This window comes from Biomaibacter sp. TOL, assembly GCF_059717795.1.
The window spans coordinates 3,282,177-3,303,827 of the sequence record NZ_AP046092.1 but is presented as its reverse complement, the minus strand read 5'-3'; the positions used below and the strand labels follow the sequence as shown (position 1 = coordinate 3,303,827).

Sequence of the window (21,651 nt, the reverse complement as noted above, 5' to 3'; positions counted from 1 at the left end):
TTCAAATCTAATAGGAGGAGCCCTATGGAACTTCAAGCGGATATTATCAAATTCATTCAATCCATCTCTTCGCCTGTCTTTGATTACTTCTTCATTTTCATCACAAATCTCGGCAGTGAAGGTTTTTACTTTTTGCTCATCCCCATTTTCTACTGGAGCATTGATAAAAGAATGGGAATCAAACTGAGCAGCTCTCTTCTGCTGTCCATGTATGTAAATGCGACTCTCAAGGAAATCACCGCCGTAGCGCGGCCCATCGGGTATCCGGGCATAAGGTCAATTTACACTTCCTCGGCCGGCGGATATTCTTTTCCCAGCGGCCACGCCCAGGGCAGCACTACAATATGGGGCATAATAATGTTCCATTACAGAAAGATTTCTGTCTATATACTGGGTACCACCATAATAATTCTGGTCAGTCTTTCAAGGTTGTATCTCGGGGTGCACTGGCCCGTTGATATCGCCGGGGGAATAATTGTGGGGCTTATAATAGTGCTGCTGACGCTCGTCAGCGGCAAATTTATTCTCCCGGCAGACGATTTTATAATATGTGCCGCCGCGCTGGCCGGCCCTGCAATACTTCTTGTCATATTCCCTCACCCCGATGTATTTAAATATATGGGAATGCTGTCGGCTTCATGGCTGGGATATTTAATTGAAGAAAGGTTCATAGGTTACGAACCTAAAAAGACAAACGCGGTGATAACTATTGTAAAGTATTCCACAGGCGCCGTCGGGTTTCTATTGATATATGCAGGATTAAAAGAAATTCTGCCTGCCGGAAATATTTTCTCCGCCGCCAGGTATTTCTTATTGGGTCTGTGGCTTACCGCCGGGGCGCCGTATCTTTTCAAGAAATTTTTTGGGACATAAATCATTCAACGGGCATTCCTCACACGCGGGTTTTTTCGCCCGGCAAACCCTTCTGCCGTGATATATCAGCCAGTGATGGGCTTTTATCCACATTTCCTGGGGAACTTTTTCCATAAGGTCTTTTTCCACGCCGAGCACGTCATTTTTATCGGAAAAACCCAGCCTTCTAGCCAGCCTGAAAACATGGGTATCCACCGCAAAAGCAGGTATGCCGAAGGCATTGGCCAGAATAACATTGGCTGTCTTGCGGCCTACTCCGGGAAGTTTTAAGAGCTGCTCAAAATCCGCCGGCACCCTGCCGCCATGTTTTTCCACTATTTCCCGGGATGCATCAATTATGCTTTTGCTTTTGTTTCGAAAAAGCCCGCATTCTTTTATGTCTTCCTGCAGTTCCTTAATATCGGCACCGGCAAAATCCTCGGGTCTTTTGTATTTTTTAAATAATCTTTCGGTCACCATATTTACTCTTTTATCGGTGCATTGAGCGGATAAAATCGTAGCGACCAGCAGTTGGAAAGGGGTTTCATAGCGAAGGGCAACAGATACACCGGGATACAGTGTTCCCAGAGTCTCAAGAAGTCGCGACAAACGCTCCCTCTCTTCCAAATTCCCCGGGTAGTTAAATCGAATTCCCGATTTGTCTGTTTTTTCGTTGCCTGTCATGTTAATTTTTGAGCCATCCGCATTTTTTTCCAAAATTCATCACTCGTTTTCTTTAACATATATATTTTCTTAATCTGTCATGCTTTTAAGCATATCTATTTCCTTTTTATAATTTTCAATACCTCCGGGAGTCTCAAGAAGAAAAGGCTTATCTTTTAATGCCGGATGAGTTATTATGTTTTTTATGGCTTCACTCCCCAGCTCTCCCTCCCCCAAATTGGCGTGACGGTCTTTACGGCTTCCAAGGGGAAACTTGCTGTCGTTGAGGTGAATCGCTTTAATCCTTGAAAGCCCCAGAATCCGGTCAAATTCAGACAGAACCTCGTCCAATCGGCCAATTACATCATATCCAGCTCCCAGAAGGTGACATGTATCAATACATACCCCGAATTTTTCGGGCATGCCTGTCCGGTCCATGATATCATACAATTGTTCAAAAGTGTATCCGACTTCGCTTCCTGCTCCAGCCATGGTTTCAAGTAGAATCATCATCTTTTCTCGCCCAGTCATTATATGTTTGAGCCCAGAGGCTATTTTTTCAGTGCCCTGTTCAATGCCGTCCCCCAGATGACTTCCTGGATGAATTACCATGTAAGGCACTTTTGCCTGTTCCAGCCGCTCAATATCGTCTTTTAAAACCATAAGCGCAAATTCCCTCGCTTTTTCTCTGGAAGACGCCAGGTTGAGGGTATATGGCGCGTGAGCCACCAAGGGACCAAAATCCTGCTTTTTACATAATTCTTCTGCGTTTTTAATATCCACAAAGTCCAGCGCTTTTGCCGCGCTGCCCCGGGGATTCCTGGAAAAAAACTGCATTGTATTGGCCCCAATGGAAAGAGCCTCTTTTACAGCATGTTCATAACCTTTCGAAATAGAAATATGGGCGCCGATACGCACGTCGCAAAACTCCTTTCTATGTGAGGGGTTGGAGGCCGCTATATACTCTTAAAAAGTTTCCTCCCAGTATTTTCTTTATATCCTCATCAGAATATCCTCGAAAGACCAGGCCTCGGGTGAGATTTATCATCTTTTCGCACGATTCGAGCCCTTCCACATTGCCGTCATATCCGTCAAAATCGGAACCGATCCCCACATGATCTATCCCGGCAACATCTACAAAATAATCTATAACATCCAGTATATTTTCGATGGAGCCCTGCCGCCCCCCGTAACTTGAGAAGTAAAAGGTGGCGCCTATGACCCCATTTCTTTCTGCCACGGCTTTAATCTGCTCGTCATCAAGGTTCCTCGGAATATCCATGAATTTTCTGGGCATGGAATGGGACACAATGAGAGGCTTCCTTGCAACATCCAGCACATCCCAGAAACCCTTCGGGGATATATGGGCGATGTCTACAAGCATGCCGAGTCTTTCCATCTCCTTTACTACCTCCACACCAAAGTCCGAAAGGCCGCCGCCGCTTCTTAGATCCTGGGCACCGTCTGCAATAGCATTTCGGCGATTCCATGTCAGCACTATAGAACTTACGCCCAGTTCCCTGTATATCCTCAGCATGTGGATGTCCCCCTGCAGAGCCTCGCCACCCTCGATGCTGATCAAAGCGGCTATTTTACCGTCTTTTGCGGCCTTTTCGACATCCGCCGCAGAATATGCAATATCCACTTCGCTGCCGTTTTGCTCCATCTGGCTTTTTAATATGGATATCCCTTTCATTGTCATGTGAACTGCATCATAATACCATTCGGGCCGGACAAAGACCGCAAACACCTGCGCGTTTACGCCACCGCTCCTGAGCCTGGGTATATCTATATGCCCTCTGTCCGATTTTTCGCCTAGGCTTCTCTCCCCTTCAATGACCGACAAAATTGTGTCACAATGGGCGTCAAATACGATGCTCTTTGCGTGTATCCGACGGGCCCTCTCCTCCTGTTCCCCGGTTAGCTTAAACAATAAAATCCCTTCCTCCCTCGAAATTGTAAAAGAAGCAAATAATAGAAAATATAACAAGCATAGATAAATTTTATCAGAAAATATATCGGTTTAAAAGTAGTCTTTTAACGTATGTCGGTTTTTTATGTATAAAATGTTGAAAACAATAGACAATTAATTTATATTAATCAATAATGGAATAAAAATCCTACATAGATTTTTAAAGGAGATTTGCCATGGACAGAATAAAAATTCTTGAATTTATTCGGGATGCCGAAGGCGGTATGAAAAAGCATGTTGAATCCATACTCTCGGGGCTTGATAAAGACATGTTCGATATAATCCTTGTATGCCCTGAAGGGCAATATGACAGGAACAGTGTGAAAAATAAAATAAAAAATCTTTATGAAATCGGCGTGGGCGATCGGAGAAATCCATGGTCTATGCTCAAATCCCTTTTGAATCTGATTCAAATCATAAAAAAGGAAAAAGTAGACATTATCCATTGCCACGGCATTGCGTGCTGTATCATGGGCACCGTCGCAGGGATATTATCGGGCAAACGGTTGATAGTGACTACTATACACAACTTTCCCGCTGTAAAAGAAACGGGAACAAAACAGCGCCTTTCCAATTTCCTTGCGGGTTTTTGCATCAAATTCAACCGACAGGTAATTGCGGTATCCTCGAGCTTAAAGGACCATGTATCAAAACTGTGGGGTATATCTGAAGGCAATATTCGGGTCATATACAACGGAATCGATATAAAAAAAATTCGAAACAGCGCAAATAAAAGCGCATATAACTCAAACGAGTCGCCGGATTTAATAATGCCCGGATTGCTCTCCGGAATGGATAAAATAGATGATACAAATAATCGTTCTTGCATACATAAACAAATAATAATATTGAATATAGCCCGTCTGATTGCTTCCAAAGGCGTAGACGTCTTTTTAAAAGCAGCAGCGGTTTTAACAGAAAAAGTTGCCTGCAAAGAAGTATCACGTGTTGAAATACCGCAGAATCCATCACAACCTGTTATCCAGCCTTTATTTCTTATTGCTGGCGACGGCCCGAAAAAAGCAATGTTAAAAAAAATGGCCCGTCAGTTGGGCATTGAAAAAAATGTGGAGTTTTTGGGATTTCGAAATGACATATATGAACTGATCGATTGCTCAGATATAGTGGTGCTCTCATCCCGCAGCGAGGGCCTGGGGATTTCAATCCTGGAGGCCCTCGCTTTGGAAAAACCGGTCGTTGCCACGAATGTGGGCGGCATCTCCGAAATTGTGGACCACAGGAAAACAGGCCTGCTGGTGCCCTCCGATGACCCTGAAGCCCTCGCCGAGGCAATGCTTTACTTTATCAATAATCCTCAAGAAGCAAAGGTAATGGCGGAAAAAGGCTGCCGAATGGTATTTGAAAAATTTACCATAGAAACAATGATAGATAACCTGCAGGAATTATTCTTAAATCTGCATAGAAATACGTTTATAAAAACAGCTCGATAATGCATTGTTCAACTCGAAATTCATCTATTGTGTATTACGCTGCCTTCTTATAGGCAGTTTTTATCTTTTGCTTTAAAACATCAATTGCCGTCCTGAGCTGGTTATCCTCCCGCGAATTCAGATAATCATAAACTGCTTCGTCAAGCGCCTTATAAAAGGCTGCATCCACTATTCCGGTAACGGGAAGTCCTTTTTGCTTCTGGAGCGCTTTTACCGCTTCAAGAGTTCTGGGGCCGAACACACCGTCGGGCGTTGCTTTTAATAAATTCATTATGTTCAACCTCTGCTGGATGCCCAGCACATCAAGGCCGATATTCCCATATTGAAGGGTTTTGTCTCCCTTTAAAGAAACAACATCCTTCAAAAGATTTTCTTTATCGGATTTTACAATAATATCGGGCATAATCCCGGTTTTATTTATATCTGTGCCATTTGGCGTTGTATAGCGGGCTATGGTCAACTTTATGCCTCCAAGGACTCCCAGGTTCAGAGTGCGCTGCACTGTAGCTTTTCCGAAAGTCTTCTCTCCTACCAGCGTCCCCACTCCGCGGTCTTTGATGGCTCCGGATAATATTTCCGCTGCGCTGGCCGAGCCTCCGTTCACCAGCACCACCAGTTTAAATGGACAATCTTTTGAATCCGAAGAAAAAGTTTCCATTTTGCCGTCCTTGTAAACCACATGGACTATCGGGCCTTCCGGAATAAAGCGTCTGGCCACTTCAATAGCCTGATCCAGCAATCCGCCGGGGTTGTTTCTCAAATCCAGGACAATGCCTTGAACGCCGCCGTTTTTAAAATCTGCAAGAGCTTTATCGATATTATCGGCGGTATTCTCGTTGAACTCGCTTATCTTTAAATATCCTATACCCTGGCCCAGGATTTTATATTCTATCGGATTCACTTTAATTATGTCCCGGATTATATCGATCTTCAATATTTGCTTTTCTTCATTCCTCATAATGCCAAGACTTACTTTCGTCCCTTTTTCCCCTTTTATCAGATTGGAAACCTCGGCCGTAGATAGGCCCGACACATCTTTTCCATCCACTTCCACAATCCTGTCGCCGGCTTTTAATCCTGCACTTTCTGCGGGAGTTCCTGGCAGGACAGATACAATTGTTATATTTTTTTCTTTTGAAGTGATCACAACGCCTATTCCGCTAAAATTTCCGCTGGTGGACTCATTGAAGTTTTTAAAATCTTCGGGAGTAAAGTATTCCGAATAAGGGTCGCCCAGGGATTCGACCATGCCCTTGACGGCTCCTTTTATCAGATCCAAATCCTTGATTTCATTCACATAATTATTTTTTAAAAATTCATCCAGCTGTATCAAAAAGTTTATTTCCGGTGAGATCTTTTGAGAAGTATTGTCTGCGGCTTTCAGCGGCTTTAATGTGACAGGGTTTACAAGCAAAACGGCTGTAATGAGGAGCGCAATTAATACTGAAAAATATTTTTTCATCGGATATCTCCTTTCAAATGACTACTGTTTTTCTTTGCTGTCTCGTGATTTCATTTTAGCACAAATTAAAAATACATGCATCATATTTTTATGTATGTATAGTTCTATATTTATCATAAAAATCCTGCTAAATTTTTCCTATATATATTAACTTTATTTATATTAACTTTAAAGTTAGTAACTCATAAGTTAGTATCTTTATTTTATTTTCCACTTTTCTTTTTATAAAACAAGTAATATACTATAAGAAAGCTATAGCAACGAGAAATGCATTTTGTTCCAATATTAATTTTTGAGGGGGATATTAAGTGAAGTTACCAGAGTTGAAAATAGGAAATCTTATAGCAAAAATTCCCATCGTTCAGGGAGGAATGGGCGTCGGAATATCGCTTTCTTCCCTGGCAGGAGCGGTGGCGTTAAACGGTGGCGTGGGAGTAATATCCGGAGTGGAAATAGGATTTAATGAACCGGATTATTATAAAAATAAAAAAGAGGCTAATATCAGAGCTCTTAAGGCTCATATCAGGAAAGCCCGCGAAATATGTAAAAATGGTATTATCGGAATAAATATAATGTCGGCGCTGAATAATTTCGAAGAAATGGTGATAGAATCCGTTAAGGAAAAAATAGACGTTATTTTTTCCGGAGCAGGACTTCCTTTAAAATTGCCCCAGTTTACAAAAGGCTCGGATACAAAAATCGCCCCCATAGTATCTTCCGGACGGGCTGCCGCTCTCATCTGCAAAACATGGGATAAACATTATCAGGTAGCTCCCGATGCGGTGGTAGTAGAAGGGCCCTTGGCAGGCGGCCACCTCGGCTTTTCTGCCGATGAGCTCGATAAACCGACTCATCAATTAAAAGAGCTTTTGCGGGATGTCCTCGAAGCATTGAAACCGTTTGAGGAAAAATTCAGAAAAAAAATTCCGGTCATCGCTGGAGGAGGAGTTTTTACCGGAAAAGATATAGCAGATATATTGAATGCTGGCGCTTCCGGCGCCCAGATGGCCACCCGGTTTGTGGCTACCGATGAATGCGATGCTTCGCCCGAATTCAAACAGGCTTATGTAGACGCAAGGGAAGAAGATGTGGAAATAATCCAGAGCCCTGTGGGCATGATAGGCAGGGCCATTCGAAATGAATTTCTGAATGATGTAAAGGCTGGGCTCAAGAAACCCATCCGCTGCCTTTGCAATTGTTTAAAACCATGCAATCCCCTCAAGGCCCCGTACTGCATAGCCGAAGCTCTGATAAATGCCCAGAAGGGCAACCTCAAAGAAGGTTTCGCATTTGCCGGGGCCAATGTCTTCAGGATAAAAAAGGTGGTGCCGGTAAAAGAGCTGATGGAGGAGCTTGTATCAGAAGCGGAAAGATATATGGTTAAAAGAAGCTTTAATGACTAATCTTAAAAAGGCGAATCATCTGCGATATCATCAAGTGAATAAAGCTTTATATTATCATTGGCTTTTGCTCTTGCAACAACTTCATCACAGAAGCCGGATTTCGAAAAAAAGCAGTAATATTTATCTTTAAAGCTGTTGAATATTGCGCTTTTTTCCATGAGTCCATCGACGATTCGATTATCCATTAGCTCATTTGTCCATTTGCACTCTCCAAAAATGGCTTTGTCTCCGGAAAATGCTATTATATCGATTTCTTCCTCCTGCTTTTTCACCGGATTGTTCCCCCACCACCTGCCGATTCTGTCAAATACAAACGGCAAAGCCATTTTTTTGTTCATCTTTGCTAGGAATTCAATGCATATTTCTTCAAATATTGGAGCAATATAGTGATTCAATTCCTTTTTTATATGAGTTTCATACAAGTAATCATACATTCCCTGCTCAATAAGTTCGGTATTCGGAAAAACAAACCTATACCAAAATCTGAACAGGTTGTCTTTTATCTTATAAATGCTTCTTTTGGACGGATTTACTATTGGCGTTTCTTTCTCTATGATTTTTAATTCCAGCAGCGTCTTTATGTACTTTGCGCATTTGTCATTATCTTCGCCGATTTTTGCAGAAATTTCATTAAGTTTTGACGCTCCCTTTGCAATAGCTTCGATTATCGAATTATAAAGCGCCGGTTCTCTAAGTTCCTGTTTCAATAGATTTTTGGGCTCTTCATGAAGATAAGATGTTTTATCTAAGAAGTTCATTATTATGTTTTCCTTAATGCCCACGTTTTCGTCAAGCTTTAAAAGATACTGGGGAATGCCTCCGGCTATTGAATATGCTTTAACCTTGTCTTCAGCAGAATACGACTTGAAAAATTTAATACTGTCATAAAAACCGAACGGTTCAATTGAGAATTGTGAAGTTCTTCTTCCGTACAAAGGACTTTTATAGCTCAATACTTCTTTTTCCATAAAGCTGAGCGAAGAACCGCAAACAAGCAAGAAAAGTTCGGAACCGATTAAATGATGATCGATTAAATTCTGCAAAATCGATGGTATGCTTTTATTTGCAGAAACAATGTATGGAAATTCGTCCAGCACAACCACCAACCGCTTATTCACGGCCTGCTTTGCAAGAAAAAGAAAGGCTTTTTCCCATGTTTCAAAAGGAGACATGAAATCATTGATTTTGAAAAACTCAAATATCTTTTCAGAAAACTTTTGAAGAGCTATTTTATCGTTATATTCTTCGGCTACAAAAAAGATAGAAGGCTTATCTTTGCAGAATTCAAGCATAAGGGTGGTCTTGCCGACCCTTCTTCTCCCATACATTATTACAAATTGGAAACCCTTTTTCCTGTAAAGCATTTCAAGTTTTTCGAGTTCCGTTTTTCTTCCTATAAACATCAATATCACCACTTAATATAAATTAACTCTAGAGTTAGTAACTTTAAAGTTAGTAACTCTAGAGTTAATTATAACACAGATAAGATTTTTTATACAATGGTTTGTTGATTATATACTTTTTACCCTGTTATTTTTTCGCATGCGTCCTTTATTGATTCGGAAAATGTCGGATGGGCATGTATGGTTTCCGTTATTTCTTCCAGGGTAAATTCATTTTTTATGCTGAGTGCTCCTTCGTGAATCATCTCGGTGGCGCACCTTCCTATTATTTGCATGCCCAAAATCTGCTTGTATTTCGGTTCGGCTATAACCTTCACCAGACCCGTGTCATCACCGGTTGTCAGCGCCCTGCCCGATGCGGAGTACGGATATGTCCCCACCTTAATATCGCCATACTTCATCCGCGCCTGTTTTTCGCTCATCCCAACCAACGCCACTTCGGGCTCCGTATAAATGCAGCTCGGTACCGATTTCAGATCCGCCGGTTTTCTCTGGCCCAGTGCATTCATTGCGGCTATGACGCCCTGATATGATGCCGCATGAGCAAGCTGTATGCCTCCGGTTACATCCCCCACGGCATATATGTTATCAATATTCGTTTTCATGAAGTCGTCGACTTTTATTCCCTTTTTATCAATATTTAATCTTAAAGCCTCTACTCCGTTGATGTTGGCAACCCTCCCCGCTGCGACCAGCACCTGATCGCAGTCAGCTTCCATGACCTTTCCGCCGCTTGAAAATACAACCTTTAAACCTTCTTCGATTTTTTCCACTCGGCTGTCCAGATACAGCTCAACGCCTTTTCTTTCAAGGCTTCTCTTCAGAATCCCCGCAATATCTCCATCCAGCATAGGAAGCAGTTCAGGCAGCATTTCTATAATCCTGACCCTGCTTCCCAGAGCGCTGTAAATGCAGGCAAATTCAAGCCCTATCACTCCGGCTCCGATTATCACAAGGCTTTCGGGGGTTTTCTCCATCTCAAGCGCCCTTTCGCTCGTCATGACCTGCGGCAAATCCGCGCCAGGTATAGGCGGAACGAAAGTCTTCGATCCGGTGGCGATGATAAATTTGTCGGCCGTAAATCTCCTGCCGTCTGCTTCCGCGGTCTTCTCATCGATAAAGCTTGCCTTTCCCCGGATGACATCTATGTTGTGTGCTTTCATGAGGAAACTCACTCCGTTTTTGAGCCTTTCCACCACATTTTCCTTCTTTTTTCTGAGTCTGTCGATCCCCAGCCTGTATTCGGCGTCGATCCCGAAATCTTTTGCATTTTCAATCTCATTTATCAGCACCGCTGCATGTGCATAAACCTTTGTGGGGATGCATCCTCGGTTTAAGCAGGTGCCTCCCAGAGCCTGTTCTTCAACCACGGCGGTTTTTGCCCCGAGCCTGCTTGCCTTTATGGCCGCCACGTATCCCCCGGGGCCGCCTCCGATTACAGCCACATCATAATCGTATCCCATGTCCTTCCTCCTTTTGAAATGATGTTAAATTGCGATTACAGCGCAAACAATTCCGGGTTTTCAAGCATCTTTTTGATTTCCGAAAGAAAAGCCGCCGCCGTGGCTCCGTCTATGAGGCGATGGTCGAAAGACAGGCTCAGGATCATGACGCTCCTTATGCATATGCTCCCGTCTTTTACAGCAGGCTCCTGACTTATGGCATTCACACCGAGTATCGCGCTCTCGGGCGGATTTATTATGGGAGTAAAGCTGTAAATGCCGTACATCCCCAGATTTGTGATTGTAAATGTTCCACCTGATATTTCTTCCGGCAAAAGTGAATTTTCTCTTGCTCTGCTCCCAAGATCCTTTATTTCCCTGGAAATATCGAGCAGGGTCTTTGCGCCGGCGTCTTTTATGTTGGGCACCATGAGGCCGTTTTCAACCGCCACCGCTATCCCCAGGTTTATGGTGCCGTTCTGGATTATGCTGTCGCCCTCGATTGACCAGTTCAGGGCAGGAACCTTTTTAAGCGCCTCCACGCAGGCCTTCGCTATAAAGTCCGTCACCGTGAATTTATGTCCCGTAAGCCCTGACAGCCTGTCCTTCCATCCCAACAACTCCGTAACATCTACCTTTATGTTTTCTGTGACGTGAGGCGCGCTGCTCCAGCTCATTTTCATCCGTTCCGAAATGGTCCGCCTCATTGCATCCATGGGCACCCTTTTTGTTTGGGCATCGTCCTTTCTCTCCGCTGCTTTTTCACACATGGGCTTTTCAGTTTCCTCAAGCCTTTTTTGCTCATCTATCTTTTTCTTCACATCTTCTTCCGTTATTCTTCTTCCGGGACCCGTTCCGATTATGGAGGAAATGTCTATGCCGTGCTCTTTTGCGAGCTTCTTCGCCACAGGCGTGGCCTTTACAAATGCCTGTTCAGCCGCTTTTTCCCCTGATTCATCACTTTTTTCAGCGGGGTGATGCTGTTCCTCGATTTTTTCTCCCTCTTCGTATATGATCCCGATTATCTCAGATACCGCAACAACATCGCCTTCGGCGGCGATGATCCTGCCGAGAATGCCGTTTGCGGGCGACGATACGGTATTTGTTATCTTATCGGTGGAAATCTCCGCTATTTCTTCATCCTTTTTGACCGGGTCTCCCTGTTTTTTGAACCATTTTTCCACCCTGCCCTCTTTCATTGTCAGCCCAAGTTTTGGCATGAGAATGTTTACAGCCATTATATGCACACCTTTCTGAAAAATTTTGTCTTCAATGCTGCCCTGAGCGTTTTTTCCACATTCAATTGATAAGGCCCGTTTCTCGTCACAACAAAGTCTACGGTGCAGCTTTTTTTGAGCGGTATTTCCCTTTCACCGTCCAGCGCTATCATGGAATTTTGCTTTGCGCAATGGCGGTAAGGCCTGTCAAGTTCAAGCCTGAACATACTCTTTACCGGAACCGGCCTTACAACTCCCGGAGCAATCGGCGCTACAACCGTTTCTCCGGGGTGTCCCAGCTTTACCCATCCCCCGAAATCATCGCTTTCTTCTATCACATCGATGTAGCCCGGCACCGAAGAAAACCCTATGGCATTGGGTCGCGATTTGGTAACGATGATATCGGATATTGTTTCGCAGGACCATACGGCTCTCGCTCCTACAAATGTTTCATTGCAGATTACGGCATCCACAAGGGCGATATCAAGCAGGCCGCCTTCGTTTAAAATCTCAATCCGCTTGTTTTTAATGCATATATCCTTCAGGTCAAAAATCTCCGAGGCCGCCACAGCGGCAGCTATGCCTGCTACAGTGCCTTCTATCACATCTGGGTAGACATTGTTTGTGCCTGTTGATATGGGAAGAAGCGGAGTCTGTTGGAGTGCTTTGGCAATGGCCCTGTTTGTCCCGTCGCCTCCGAGAGAAATAATGCACCCTACATCAAGCTGCTGAAGTATTTCGGTCGCCCTGATGGTATCCTTCAAGCTCGCCGTGATCTGCATGTCAAGAATATATACTTTTACTGCAAGCTGCCTTGCGCTTGCAAGGTCGTCCCTTGCCTTGAATCCAATATTGAATGTGTCCGGCATGATGTATATTTCTTTTACGCCCAATTCCTGAGCAGACAATATGATTCTTTTTACGATGTTAACCTTTTCATTGTTGTCAATTATTGTGGCGTGAGCCACCAGCCTCCTTATGTCCTTGCCGGAAGCGGGATTCGCAATGATTCCGATGCTTTTCATATATTCCCCCATTGACGGGGAGGTAGCAGTAGCTGCTACCTCCCTCATTTTTATTTGCAATCACCCGTTACTCTCTAAAAATTATAAAAACACCTCGTCGCCGCTCTTGAAGCCGAGGCCCGGATGGTTGTCAAAGCGCACAGCTCCTACTGCCACCTTACTCCCGGCTGCCTTCTTTACAATCGCAGCGCCTTCCGTGCCGAACCCCCCGCACAGCTCTATAGCGCCTATCCCCTCCTCGGCCAGCCGGGAGGCTGCATCGGCGGCTGTCTGATAGTTTTCAACGCCAACCACGGTAAGCTCTACTTCGGGCGTCTTTACAACGGCCCTGTGCTTGTCGGGATCCGCTCCCGGAGCAATGAAGATAAAAGCTGCTTTGAACGTCATGATTTACCTCCTTTTCCGGCGCATTCGCCCTGTCACAGTATTGATTTCACCTGATTTATAATATCCACTTCCGAAGGTATTACATAGTCCTCAAGATTTTTTGCAAACGGAATCGGTGTATTCAGAGCACCTATCCTCACGATCTGGGCATCCAGATAATCGAATATCTCCTCGGCTATCTGCGCCGCAAGCTCGCCTCCCCATCCTCCTCTTTTGGCTTCTTCCGTAACAATAACCGCTTTGTGCGTCTTCTTGATGGAACCGTAAATGGTATCCTTGTCAAGAGGGAAAAGCGTCCTGGGATCCACAACCTCAATTTCTATGCCTTCTTTTGCAAGCTGGTCAGCCGCTTTCAAAGCCTTTGCAACCATATATCCCGTGGCTATGACAGTTGCGTTTTTGCCCGGCCTTTTCACTTCGGCCAGCCCCAGCGGGATCGGCTCGTTTTCATCAGGCACTTCTCCCTTCACGCTGTAAAGCATCTTGTGCTCTATAAATGCAACGGGATTGTCGTCTCTTATGGATGATATGAGGAGACCTAGGGCATCCTTCGGTTCGGACGGATATACGACCTTTATGCCGGGAACGTGGGTGAGCCATGCCTCCAGGCACTGGGAATGCTGGGCCGCAGCCTGAATGCCGCCGCCCTCGGGCAATCTCACCACCATGGGCAATGAGATATTGCCGCCGAACATGTACCTCATTTTTGCTGCCTGGTTTACAAGCTGATCCATTGCGACCGTGACAAAGTCTATAAACATTATTTCCGCCACCGGCCTCATTCCCGTCGCTGCAGCGCCGATAGCAGCCCCCGCTATGGCTTCTTCGGAAATGGGAGTGTCTCTTACCCTGTCCTCTCCGAATTCCTCCACAAGGTTTCCGGTGACCCCGAAACACCCTCCGAATCTTCCTACGTCTTCGCCCATAATGAACACCCTGGGGTCTTTTTTAAGTTCGTTCCTCATGGCCTCTCTCAATGCTTCGGCATATGTCATTATTCTCATCTTGCCCTGCCCTCCTCTACCAGGTCTGAATATACGTCGGTAACGGCATCAGCTTCATCGGGAAGGTCGCTTTTTTCCGCAAAGTCTATAGCCTGCTGGACTTCGCTTTCAACCGAACGCTCTATTTCTTCGAGCTCCTTTCTCGAGGCATAGCCGTTTTCTTCAAGATAGCGTGCGAATCTCGGGATTGGGTCCTTTGCCATCCATTCCTCCAGTTCCTCTTTCGCCCTGTAGGTGGTCGGGTCCCCCTCGAAATGCCCCCTCCACCTGTATGTCTTGCACTCTATAAGCGTCGGGCCCGCCCCTTCTCTTGCGCGCTTTACGGCTTCGTGCGCAACCTCGTATACCGCCAGCACATCGTTGCCGTCCACGGTTATGCCCGGAAAACCGTACGCCTGCGCCCTGTCGGATATGTCCGCAATCGCTTGGTGCCGGTCCTGCCTCATGGAAATTCCGTAGAGGTTGTTTTCACAAACAAATATGACGGGCAACCTCCATATGGACGCCATGTTCATCGCTTCATGAAAGGTCCCCTGGTTCGACGCCCCGTCGCCGAAAAAGCACACGGTAACCTGGTCTGTCCCCCTCATCCTTGCAGACAGCCCTGAACCCACAGATATGGGAAGTCCGGCGCCGACGATGCCGTTTGCCCCGAGAATGCCTATTTTGGCATCCGCAATGTGCATGGAACCGCCTTTGCCCTTGCAGTAACCGGTTTTCCTGCCGAAAAGCTCGGCCATCATATACTTCAATTCTCCGCCTTTTGCGATGAGATGCCCGTGCCCCCTGTGGGTGCTTGTTATATAATCCGTATCTTTCAAGTTTTCACAAACCCCCACCGCTGTCGCCTCTTCGCCGATGTAAAGATGCACAAACCCGGGCACCATGCCCTGAGCGAAAAGTTCGGACACCCTCTGCTCAAACTTCCTGATTTTCATCATCTTGCGATACATGCTCGCCAGTAATTCCTGTGAAAGATTCACAACCACACCTCTCCCTTCATCATAAGATACTTACTGTGATACAGGCCACAGCCACCTCGATTGAATCGCACCTGTCCCCAAACATGGGCAGGTCCAGTCCGGATACTGTCATCCCCCCTTTCACTGCTCTTATAGTTTTTTTGCCAACTGGCAAAACCTTTTCTATCTTTTCAGCTATAATTTCTTCGGGCCGCGAACAGGCAACAGTAACGTCGACAAGGACCTCGTCAAGATCCTTGATGCCGCATATTTCCACCAGGCCGCTCAGACAACTGTGAGAAATCGCATCCTTCACCGCCTTTGCCGCTGCATTGTTCACGTCCTGCCCGTGAAGGTCGACGCCGTAGCCAAACTCGATCACAAACCTTCTCATGCCAACTTCTCCCCCCCAGCAATATATTTTCATTCGAACCAGAATTCCGTTTTTAAAGAGACTGCTCTGCAACTTGCTCATCCCGCAAGTTGTGTTTTGCCCGCTTTTATAGCAATTTGCTGACATGCATCCGTACATGATGCCCCTGATTCGCTAGTTCCGGCCTCAAAAGCGGCTAAACCTCACTTTATGGTGCCTTTGGCCGTTACGTAATGTATATTGTCTTTTAATATAATTAATTGCAATAACCGTGCCAAAATAAAAAACCCGTTTTTAACGGGTTTTATCGGTCAGAATTCTCATTTTGAGACAGATTATTTTCATTCAATTGAGATATATCAGCCAAAAAAGGCTTAAGCATTTGTAATTAATGTTCTTGGGAATATTCTCATTTTGATACATTTATCATCTAAATCTCAATATTGTATTTTTTTATCTTTCGATAAATCGTTGCCCTGCTTATCTTGAGCATCTCCGCTGCCTTCACAACATTTCCGCCGCAGGAAAGCAGGGCGTTTTTAATGGCGTCGCGTTCAATGGATTTGAAGGGGTACACGCTTCCAGCGCCCCAGTTTTCTTTTGTAAGGGCTCCGAGTATGCTTTCGGGAAGATATTCTTCGGTAATAACAGAACTTTCGCACAAATAATATGACCGTTCCACTGCATTTTGCAGCTCCCTCACGTTCCCCGGCCAGTCATAGCGTCTCAGCGCCATAACATATCCATTGCTGAAAGATTTGGGCTTTTGCGAGTTTTTGCGGTTCAGCCTTTCCAGAAAATAATTTGCCAGTAGTTCTATATCTTCCTTTCTTTCGACAAGCCTCGGAAGCTTTATCCGTATGACATTCAGCCTGTAATAAAGGTCTTCTCGAAAGTTTTTCTTTTTAACCTCTTCCTTAAGGTCTCTGTTGGTCGCTGCAATAACCCTGACGTTCAGCTTCTTTTCGTATACGCCGCCGATTCTCGTAATGGTGCTGTTGTCAAGCACCCTCAGCAGCTTTGACTGCAGATCAAGCGGCAGCTCGCCTATCTCGTCCAGGAAAATGGTCCCGCCGTCGGCAAGTTCGAACTTGCCAGGATGGCCTTCTTTGCGCGCACCCGTAAACGCTCCCTTTTCATAGCCGAACAGTTCGCTCTCCATGAGGTCTCTGGGTAAAGAAGCGCAGTTTACTGCAACAAACGGGCCTTTGGGGTGGGCATGGTTGTGAATGGCCTGAGCAAAAAGCTCTTTGCCCGTGCCGCTTGGCCCTTCTATGAGCACGCTGCATCCGCTTAGCGCGGCTTTTTTCGCGTCCTCTATGATGGAAAGCATTACAGGATCTCTGGTCTTTATATCATCAAAGCAGTAGGATGACTCAAACCCCGCCACTTTATTCACCACATTATGGATATATTTTTCTTCCTTGAAAGTGATTACCATGCCTGAGGACTTGCTGTTTGAAGCAATGGGTATCGCATTTATGGTGCACGTTATTCTCTTCTTGTTTGCATAAAAATTGCAGTCTATTCCATAATACGGCTTCCCGGAATTTAAAACCTCCGACTGCAAATCTATTTCCCTTACCAGTTCCCCTATGTCAGCCTTAAGCAGCTCTTCATGAGAAAGCCCGAGGATCTTTTCGGCCATACTGTTTGCCTTCTTTATATGCATTTTTTCATCGGTTATTATTATGCCTTCAAAAATCGAGTCAAACGCAGTATCGATTAGCTTATGCGAATCGATAAGGTCCATCTGCTTTTCTATTGAAAATGCACCCGCCAGTACTATCCCAAGCGTGTGGGAATGGGCGTCATAACAGCTCCCGGACATGTTCAGGCATCCTATCAAATTTCCGTCCGCATCGTGGACGGGAGCCGCAGAGCATGTCCATGGATGATGCTTTCTGCAAAAGTGTTCCGCGCCTATTATCTGGATGGGCTTGTCCAGAAAAAGGCATGTGCCGATGGCGTTCGTTCCCACTTCTTTCTCGGTCCAAAGCGCCCCCTGTATAAAGTTTAGCTCTCTGGCCCTGTCCAGCACGCTGTCGTCCCCGATTACATCTATAAGATAACCCTCTTTGTCTGTGAGAATTATCACGAAGCCCGAGCCGGCCACCATGCTGTAGATATTTTCCATAATTGGATGGGACGTTGCAATGAGATCGCGGTTTTCCTCGAGCTTCCGCTGAAGCCTGAACCGGTTCAGGACCTTGCCCTCCCCTCCCTCCGGGTTTACCCCGTATTTTTTGCATCTTTGCCACGACTCAGCCACAATCGGATTCACCGCGCTTTTTACACAACCGGTTGCGACAAATTTTTCCCAGGCGCTCTTTATAAACCTAAGATAATCCTCCATGCAGCTTCCTCCAGTCCAGGTTTTTGCACACACAGGATTTATTTGTGAATTTTTGCATTATTACAATAATAAGGAATGCTCTATTATATGCTTTTTTAGTATTTCTTGAGCTGATTTTTCAGCGATACGATCTTTGATAAAAAATGATAGGAATTTCTTAAGGCTTGCTTTTTTGTGCTTTTTTTGTGTTTTATGACATTCGTTGCCAGGTTTTATTTTAATTTAACCGCAGGAGATTTAACTTCGCTGACAATTCCTGTATACATCCCGGACTAATGGATCGCCGGAAGCCTTGCTGAAATCCACGTGGCAAACCATCCCACTGCTGCCAGCAAAATCCCCACGACTGCCCCTATGGACCACAAGCGCAAACCTCCGACCTCCTGACTCAGTGCCGCTATTTCCTGTTTCAATTCCGAATGCATTGAGTTCATTTCCTGCTTGAGTTCGGATCTAACAGAATAAACCTCCTGCCTCACAGCAATGATCTCCTGGCGCAAACTCTCATCTGTTTTCTGCACCTGATTTTGAAGAGAGGCAATCTGCTGGTTTATGGAGCTGAGCTGCTGTGACAGCAGGAAATAACCCATCTCGGGCATTTTGGCAAATTGCTCTTCCGCTCCGCTTGCAGCCTCTTTTTTTGCCTTTTCCAATTCTTCCATAGGCATGCTCATCACACCTTTCCTCCTACCTCAATATTACCATATTTTTTCCTCGCAAACAACAACTCATGTTTCTGAATTCTTCCAGAGTTCCGTATAAAACACGCACCTGTCCCCTCTGGTAAGGGATCTTGTGGCCTCCACCGGCCTATCGTTTGAATCGTAGGTGATGGATTCAAGTATCAAAATGGGCTCTCCAGGCGCTATTTCGAGAATGCCCGCCTCGCTCTCGTCAGCCTTAGCAATGCTGACATACTGTTTCGCAAACTTCATCTTAATATTGTAATGTTCCTCTATCAGCCGGTAAAGCGATTCATTATGAAAGTTGTAATTTAAAAGATTGGGAAAAAGCTTTACAGGCAGGTAGGAATATTCCAGGGCAATAGGTACATTGTTGCCGCAGCGCAGGCGAACAATCTGATACACATTTTCACCGATTGACAGGTTCAATTTTTTTGCAATGAATTTGTCCGCTTCGAGCACCCTTGAATTGATAACCGTATTTGTCGGCACAAGACCTTTTTCTTTCAGCATCTGGGAAAAGCCCATCAATTTCATCAAATCCCTTTCAATCTTCGGATTTGCCACAAAAGTGCCTTTTCCCTGCTGTCTGAAAGCCCATCCTTCGTTTACAAGCGCAGTCAGTGCGCTTCGTGCAGTCATTCGGCTTATATTGTACTGCTGGCTGAGTTCCCTTTCAGAGGGCAGTTTGGAACCGGAAGGAATTTCACCGCTTTTTATTTTTTCCAACAGCATCTCTTTTACCTGTTCATACATGGGCAATAAATATGCATTGTCCACCATTTTTACCTCCAATTCTACCACTGCAGCTTGCGGCGCGAATAGTAATAAATATTTTTAAGCTATATTTTCTCTGTATGGTTTATGGTATGTACCATCCATAGCAGATGACATCCGATCCTTTACAAATGGACATACTCATCACGTCCTTCCTTCTGCCTTTATCTTACCATATTTTTTCTTCGCAAACAACGCTCGTTTTGTTCTCCTGCCAAAACAAGGCATGTCTTGATGCTGGCATTATAAAATTACTTGGAATAAACATAATCAGCAGGGGCTGACCCTTTCATAAAATATCGGGCGGCCCCTGCTGAACATTCAACTATATCAACAAACTTGCCATCAATACTCCACTTTGCCCATATACCTTCTTGTTGAAAGCGGATGATTCCTTTCATCCGCAAGGCGGTTGGCTAAGCGGTCCAGCACCGCAGAAAGCACGAATGGCGTAAAGTAGCCTCTGTATGCCTCGGATACTCCCGGCAGCGGATATTGTTTCGTGTCGATGATGACCAGCCTGTCCGTGTACTTCTTCGAAAAATCGATGACTCTATCGATAAGCGGCCTGCTGAAGTCCTCGCCTTTTAATATGATAAGATTCGCATTTTCGTCCACCACTTCAAAAGGACCGTGGAAGTATTCGCCTGCGTGGATGGGCTGTGCGGTAAGCCACTGCATTTCTTCCAGTATGCATATGGCAAATGCATAAGCCTCTCCCCATCCCAGGCCCGCGCCTAAAGTGTAGAATATCTTCTCATTTTTATACGCTTCGGCGAATCTTTTTGCCTCTTCCTCGGCACTTTCTTTTATTTTTACAAGGCTGTCGGGCAATGTATCGAGGCATTTTGCTATGTCTTCATACCTGTCAAAATCGTTCATTTCCTTCATCAACTTGAACACTATCTGGTAAAGCATTATTAGATTCGCATCGGTCGCACCGACTTTCGCATTGTTTACAAAAACATTGTCAACAGTCTTGCTGAGTGGGGATTCCATCTTCCCCGTAAACCCGATGGTTGCAGCGCCTTTTGACTTTGCGATATTGACAGCCTCTATTGTTTCCGGCGTTGTCCCGGAATATGAAGCAGTAATTACAAGAGAGTTTTTTCCGAATTTTTTGTGCGTCAGTTTGTTGAACTCACCGGCATTTAATATAAACGACGGGATATCGGAAAGTTCCTGCATGATGTACCAGGCGGGATACATGACCGCCAGCGAACCCCCGCATCCCACGAAAAACACATTTTCCACGCCGTTTTGAACCAGTTTTTCAACGGTAGACGATATCTCATCGCGCCTTTCTACCGCATTCAATAAAGCCTCTCTGTAGTCCTTAAAGTTGTCAGTCATTTATGATTCCTCCTTTATATATCTCAGCCTTTTAAGCTGCCGGCTGTCAAACCTCTTATAAATTGTTTCTGGAACAATATGAATGTAACAATCATGGGTAGAGCCGAAAGCGCAAGCCCTGCCAGCAAAACAGGCCAATTGGTGGTCAGTTCCCCTCTCATGTTCATAAGGCCCAGCGGGATAGTGCGAAGATTTTTATCCTCTATGAATACCAGGGCAAACATGAACTCATTCCATGAGAACATTGCCGTAAGAAGCGCCGAAGTTGCGAGAATCGGCTTGCTCATGGGCAACACTATGTGCCAGAAGACTTTAAAACTGCCGCACCCGTCGATATACGCCGACTCTTCGACCTCCCTGGGCAGCGACAAAAAATACGAGCGCATTAAAAATACGGTGAATGGCACTCTGTATGCGACGTAAGGTATTATTAAAGCAAGATAAGTGTTATAAATCCCGAACGTGTGAAGAAGCCTGTACAGAGAAATCAATCCTACCTGCGGCGACAGCATCAAGCCGCCCACTATGACCATTAGAAACACTTCCCTGAGCCGAAACTCAAACCGGCTCAAGGCATAAGCCGCAAAGGCGCTTACCAGAATTGTGAGCAGGACTGTAAAAACCGTGACCAGTATGCTGTTGAAAAAATATTTTCCTACGCCGATTTTCCAGGCCATGGCGTAATTTTGCCATTTGAATTGCTCCGGGAGGGACCATGTGCTTATAAACAGTTCCCTGCTTGTTTTAAATCCGCTCAAAAACATCCACAAGAGCGGATATATAATGCATACGGCATAAAATGAAAACCATATAAAAATAATAATGCGGGTGATTCTTTCCGAAAACGCCATTTTGTTCATTTTTAT

General features: G+C 45.1%; 20 protein-coding genes. 3 read left to right on the top strand and 17 right to left on the bottom strand.

Annotation, left to right across the window (positions count from 1 at the left end; all coding sequences use genetic code 11):
- Nucleotides 1–24 precede the first annotated feature (24 nt).
- Nucleotides 25–873: a phosphatase PAP2 family protein gene (locus tag AC6I1H_RS16200; protein ID WP_497738552.1), complete on the top strand. Its 849-nt coding sequence runs from the start codon at nucleotides 25–27 to the stop codon at nucleotides 871–873.
- Here the strand turns inward: AC6I1H_RS16200 and nth are convergent.
- Genes nth through AC6I1H_RS16185 form a run of 3 tightly spaced genes read right to left on the bottom strand, consistent with a single transcriptional unit; the run spans nucleotide 811 to nucleotide 3,448 of the window.
- Complete coding sequence (gene nth, locus AC6I1H_RS16195) at nucleotides 811–1,569, bottom strand: endonuclease III (RefSeq protein WP_497738551.1); 759 nt, start codon at nucleotides 1,567–1,569, stop codon at nucleotides 811–813. The two genes, AC6I1H_RS16200 and nth, sit on opposite strands and share 63 nt — an antisense overlap.
- Before the next feature lie 36 nt (nucleotides 1,570–1,605).
- On the bottom strand, nucleotides 1,606–2,433 hold the full coding sequence (locus AC6I1H_RS16190) for a deoxyribonuclease IV (RefSeq protein WP_497738550.1): 828 nt from the start codon (nucleotides 2,431–2,433) through the stop codon (nucleotides 1,606–1,608).
- Between the two features lie 16 nt (nucleotides 2,434–2,449).
- Nucleotides 2,450–3,448, bottom strand: coding sequence for a dipeptidase (locus AC6I1H_RS16185; protein WP_497738549.1), 999 nt, complete (start codon nucleotides 3,446–3,448; stop codon nucleotides 2,450–2,452).
- A 215-nt stretch (nucleotides 3,449–3,663) separates the two neighbouring features.
- Here AC6I1H_RS16185 and AC6I1H_RS16180 point away from each other — a divergent pair, with 215 nt between their 5' ends.
- The gene (locus AC6I1H_RS16180) at nucleotides 3,664–4,938 is read left to right on the top strand and encodes a glycosyltransferase family 4 protein (RefSeq protein WP_497738548.1); all 1,275 of its coding nucleotides are present in this window, start codon (nucleotides 3,664–3,666) and stop codon (nucleotides 4,936–4,938) included.
- Nucleotides 4,939–4,972: 34 nt separating this feature from the next.
- Here the strand turns inward: AC6I1H_RS16180 and AC6I1H_RS16175 are convergent, their stop codons facing one another.
- Nucleotides 4,973–6,400: a S41 family peptidase gene (locus AC6I1H_RS16175; RefSeq protein WP_497738547.1), complete on the bottom strand. Its 1,428-nt coding sequence runs from the start codon at nucleotides 6,398–6,400 to the stop codon at nucleotides 4,973–4,975.
- A 308-nt stretch (nucleotides 6,401–6,708) separates the two neighbouring features.
- Here AC6I1H_RS16175 and AC6I1H_RS16170 point away from each other — a divergent pair, with 308 nt between their 5' ends.
- Nucleotides 6,709–7,803, top strand: a complete 1,095-nt coding sequence (locus AC6I1H_RS16170) for an NAD(P)H-dependent flavin oxidoreductase (RefSeq protein WP_497738546.1) — start codon at nucleotides 6,709–6,711, stop codon at nucleotides 7,801–7,803.
- A 2-nt stretch (nucleotides 7,804–7,805) separates the two neighbouring features.
- Here AC6I1H_RS16170 and AC6I1H_RS16165 read toward each other — a convergent pair whose 3' ends face one another.
- The 13 genes from AC6I1H_RS16165 to AC6I1H_RS16105 all read right to left on the bottom strand — a co-directional run bounded on the left by AC6I1H_RS16165 (nucleotide 7,806) and on the right by AC6I1H_RS16105 (nucleotide 21,645).
- Nucleotides 7,806–9,206, bottom strand: a complete 1,401-nt coding sequence (locus AC6I1H_RS16165; protein ID WP_497738545.1) for an ATP-binding protein — start codon at nucleotides 9,204–9,206, stop codon at nucleotides 7,806–7,808.
- Between the two features lie 119 nt (nucleotides 9,207–9,325).
- Complete coding sequence (gene lpdA / locus AC6I1H_RS16160; RefSeq protein WP_497738544.1) at nucleotides 9,326–10,669, bottom strand: dihydrolipoyl dehydrogenase; 1,344 nt, start codon at nucleotides 10,667–10,669, stop codon at nucleotides 9,326–9,328.
- A gap of 35 nt (nucleotides 10,670–10,704) precedes the next feature.
- Nucleotides 10,705–11,886, bottom strand: coding sequence for a dihydrolipoamide acetyltransferase family protein (locus tag AC6I1H_RS16155; RefSeq protein WP_497738543.1), 1,182 nt, complete (start codon nucleotides 11,884–11,886; stop codon nucleotides 10,705–10,707).
- Nucleotides 11,886–12,890, bottom strand: a complete 1,005-nt coding sequence (locus AC6I1H_RS16150; RefSeq protein WP_497738542.1) for an ATP-NAD kinase family protein — start codon at nucleotides 12,888–12,890, stop codon at nucleotides 11,886–11,888. The genes AC6I1H_RS16155 and AC6I1H_RS16150 overlap by 1 nt, the downstream gene beginning before the upstream one ends.
- Before the next feature lie 81 nt (nucleotides 12,891–12,971).
- On the bottom strand, nucleotides 12,972–13,277 hold the full coding sequence (locus AC6I1H_RS16145; protein ID WP_497738541.1) for a DUF6506 family protein: 306 nt from the start codon (nucleotides 13,275–13,277) through the stop codon (nucleotides 12,972–12,974).
- A gap of 32 nt (nucleotides 13,278–13,309) precedes the next feature.
- The gene (locus AC6I1H_RS16140; protein ID WP_497738540.1) at nucleotides 13,310–14,281 is read right to left on the bottom strand and encodes an alpha-ketoacid dehydrogenase subunit beta; all 972 of its coding nucleotides are present in this window, start codon (nucleotides 14,279–14,281) and stop codon (nucleotides 13,310–13,312) included.
- Complete coding sequence (gene pdhA, locus AC6I1H_RS16135) at nucleotides 14,278–15,234, bottom strand: pyruvate dehydrogenase (acetyl-transferring) E1 component subunit alpha (protein WP_497740834.1); 957 nt, start codon at nucleotides 15,232–15,234, stop codon at nucleotides 14,278–14,280. The genes AC6I1H_RS16140 and pdhA overlap by 4 nt, the downstream gene beginning before the upstream one ends.
- A gap of 49 nt (nucleotides 15,235–15,283) precedes the next feature.
- On the bottom strand, nucleotides 15,284–15,637 hold the full coding sequence (locus AC6I1H_RS16130) for a Lin0512 family protein (RefSeq protein WP_497738539.1): 354 nt from the start codon (nucleotides 15,635–15,637) through the stop codon (nucleotides 15,284–15,286).
- Nucleotides 15,638–16,046: 409 nt separating this feature from the next.
- A complete protein-coding gene (locus AC6I1H_RS16125; RefSeq protein WP_497738538.1) occupies nucleotides 16,047–17,972 on the bottom strand; it encodes a sigma-54-dependent Fis family transcriptional regulator in 1,926 nt (641 codons plus the stop codon).
- A 272-nt stretch (nucleotides 17,973–18,244) separates the two neighbouring features.
- Nucleotides 18,245–18,646: a hypothetical protein gene (locus AC6I1H_RS16120; protein ID WP_497738537.1), complete on the bottom strand. Its 402-nt coding sequence runs from the start codon at nucleotides 18,644–18,646 to the stop codon at nucleotides 18,245–18,247.
- 54 nt (nucleotides 18,647–18,700) lie between these two features.
- Complete coding sequence (locus AC6I1H_RS16115) at nucleotides 18,701–19,438, bottom strand: GntR family transcriptional regulator (RefSeq protein ID WP_497738536.1); 738 nt, start codon at nucleotides 19,436–19,438, stop codon at nucleotides 18,701–18,703.
- Between the two features lie 339 nt (nucleotides 19,439–19,777).
- Complete coding sequence (locus AC6I1H_RS16110) at nucleotides 19,778–20,785, bottom strand: SIS domain-containing protein (RefSeq protein WP_497738535.1); 1,008 nt, start codon at nucleotides 20,783–20,785, stop codon at nucleotides 19,778–19,780.
- Between the two features lie 23 nt (nucleotides 20,786–20,808).
- Nucleotides 20,809–21,645 carry a carbohydrate ABC transporter permease gene (locus AC6I1H_RS16105; RefSeq protein ID WP_497738534.1) on the bottom strand — a complete coding sequence of 279 codons (837 nt, stop codon included), beginning with the start codon at nucleotides 21,643–21,645 and terminating at the stop codon, nucleotides 20,809–20,811.
- Between the last annotated feature and the right edge of the window lie 6 nt (nucleotides 21,646–21,651).

Excerpts from the sequence above, each read along its gene's own strand:
- AC6I1H_RS16200 (WP_497738552.1), top strand. The coding sequence starts at position 25 with ATGGAACTTCAAGCGGATATTATCAAATTCATTCAATCCATCTCTTCG.
- AC6I1H_RS16180 (WP_497738548.1), top strand. The coding sequence starts at position 3,664 with ATGGACAGAATAAAAATTCTTGAATTTATTCGGGATGCCGAAGGCGGT.
- AC6I1H_RS16175 (WP_497738547.1), bottom strand. The coding sequence starts at position 6,400 with ATGAAAAAATATTTTTCAGTATTAATTGCGCTCCTCATTACAGCCGTT.
- AC6I1H_RS16165 (WP_497738545.1), bottom strand. The coding sequence starts at position 9,206 with ATGTTTATAGGAAGAAAAACGGAACTCGAAAAACTTGAAATGCTTTAC.
- lpdA (WP_497738544.1), bottom strand. The coding sequence starts at position 10,669 with ATGGGATACGATTATGATGTGGCTGTAATCGGAGGCGGCCCCGGGGGA.
- AC6I1H_RS16155 (WP_497738543.1), bottom strand. The coding sequence starts at position 11,886 with ATGGCTGTAAACATTCTCATGCCAAAACTTGGGCTGACAATGAAAGAG.
- AC6I1H_RS16150 (WP_497738542.1), bottom strand. The coding sequence starts at position 12,890 with ATGAAAAGCATCGGAATCATTGCGAATCCCGCTTCCGGCAAGGACATA.
- AC6I1H_RS16145 (WP_497738541.1), bottom strand. The coding sequence starts at position 13,277 with ATGACGTTCAAAGCAGCTTTTATCTTCATTGCTCCGGGAGCGGATCCC.
- AC6I1H_RS16140 (WP_497738540.1), bottom strand. The coding sequence starts at position 14,281 with ATGAGAATAATGACATATGCCGAAGCATTGAGAGAGGCCATGAGGAAC.
- pdhA (WP_497740834.1), bottom strand. The coding sequence starts at position 15,234 with ATGTATCGCAAGATGATGAAAATCAGGAAGTTTGAGCAGAGGGTGTCC.
- AC6I1H_RS16130 (WP_497738539.1), bottom strand. The coding sequence starts at position 15,637 with ATGAGAAGGTTTGTGATCGAGTTTGGCTACGGCGTCGACCTTCACGGG.
- AC6I1H_RS16125 (WP_497738538.1), bottom strand. The coding sequence starts at position 17,972 with ATGGAGGATTATCTTAGGTTTATAAAGAGCGCCTGGGAAAAATTTGTC.
- AC6I1H_RS16120 (WP_497738537.1), bottom strand. The coding sequence starts at position 18,646 with ATGAGCATGCCTATGGAAGAATTGGAAAAGGCAAAAAAAGAGGCTGCA.
- AC6I1H_RS16115 (WP_497738536.1), bottom strand. The coding sequence starts at position 19,438 with ATGGTGGACAATGCATATTTATTGCCCATGTATGAACAGGTAAAAGAG.
- AC6I1H_RS16110 (WP_497738535.1), bottom strand. The coding sequence starts at position 20,785 with ATGACTGACAACTTTAAGGACTACAGAGAGGCTTTATTGAATGCGGTA.
- AC6I1H_RS16105 (WP_497738534.1), bottom strand. The coding sequence starts at position 21,645 with ATGAACAAAATGGCGTTTTCGGAAAGAATCACCCGCATTATTATTTTT.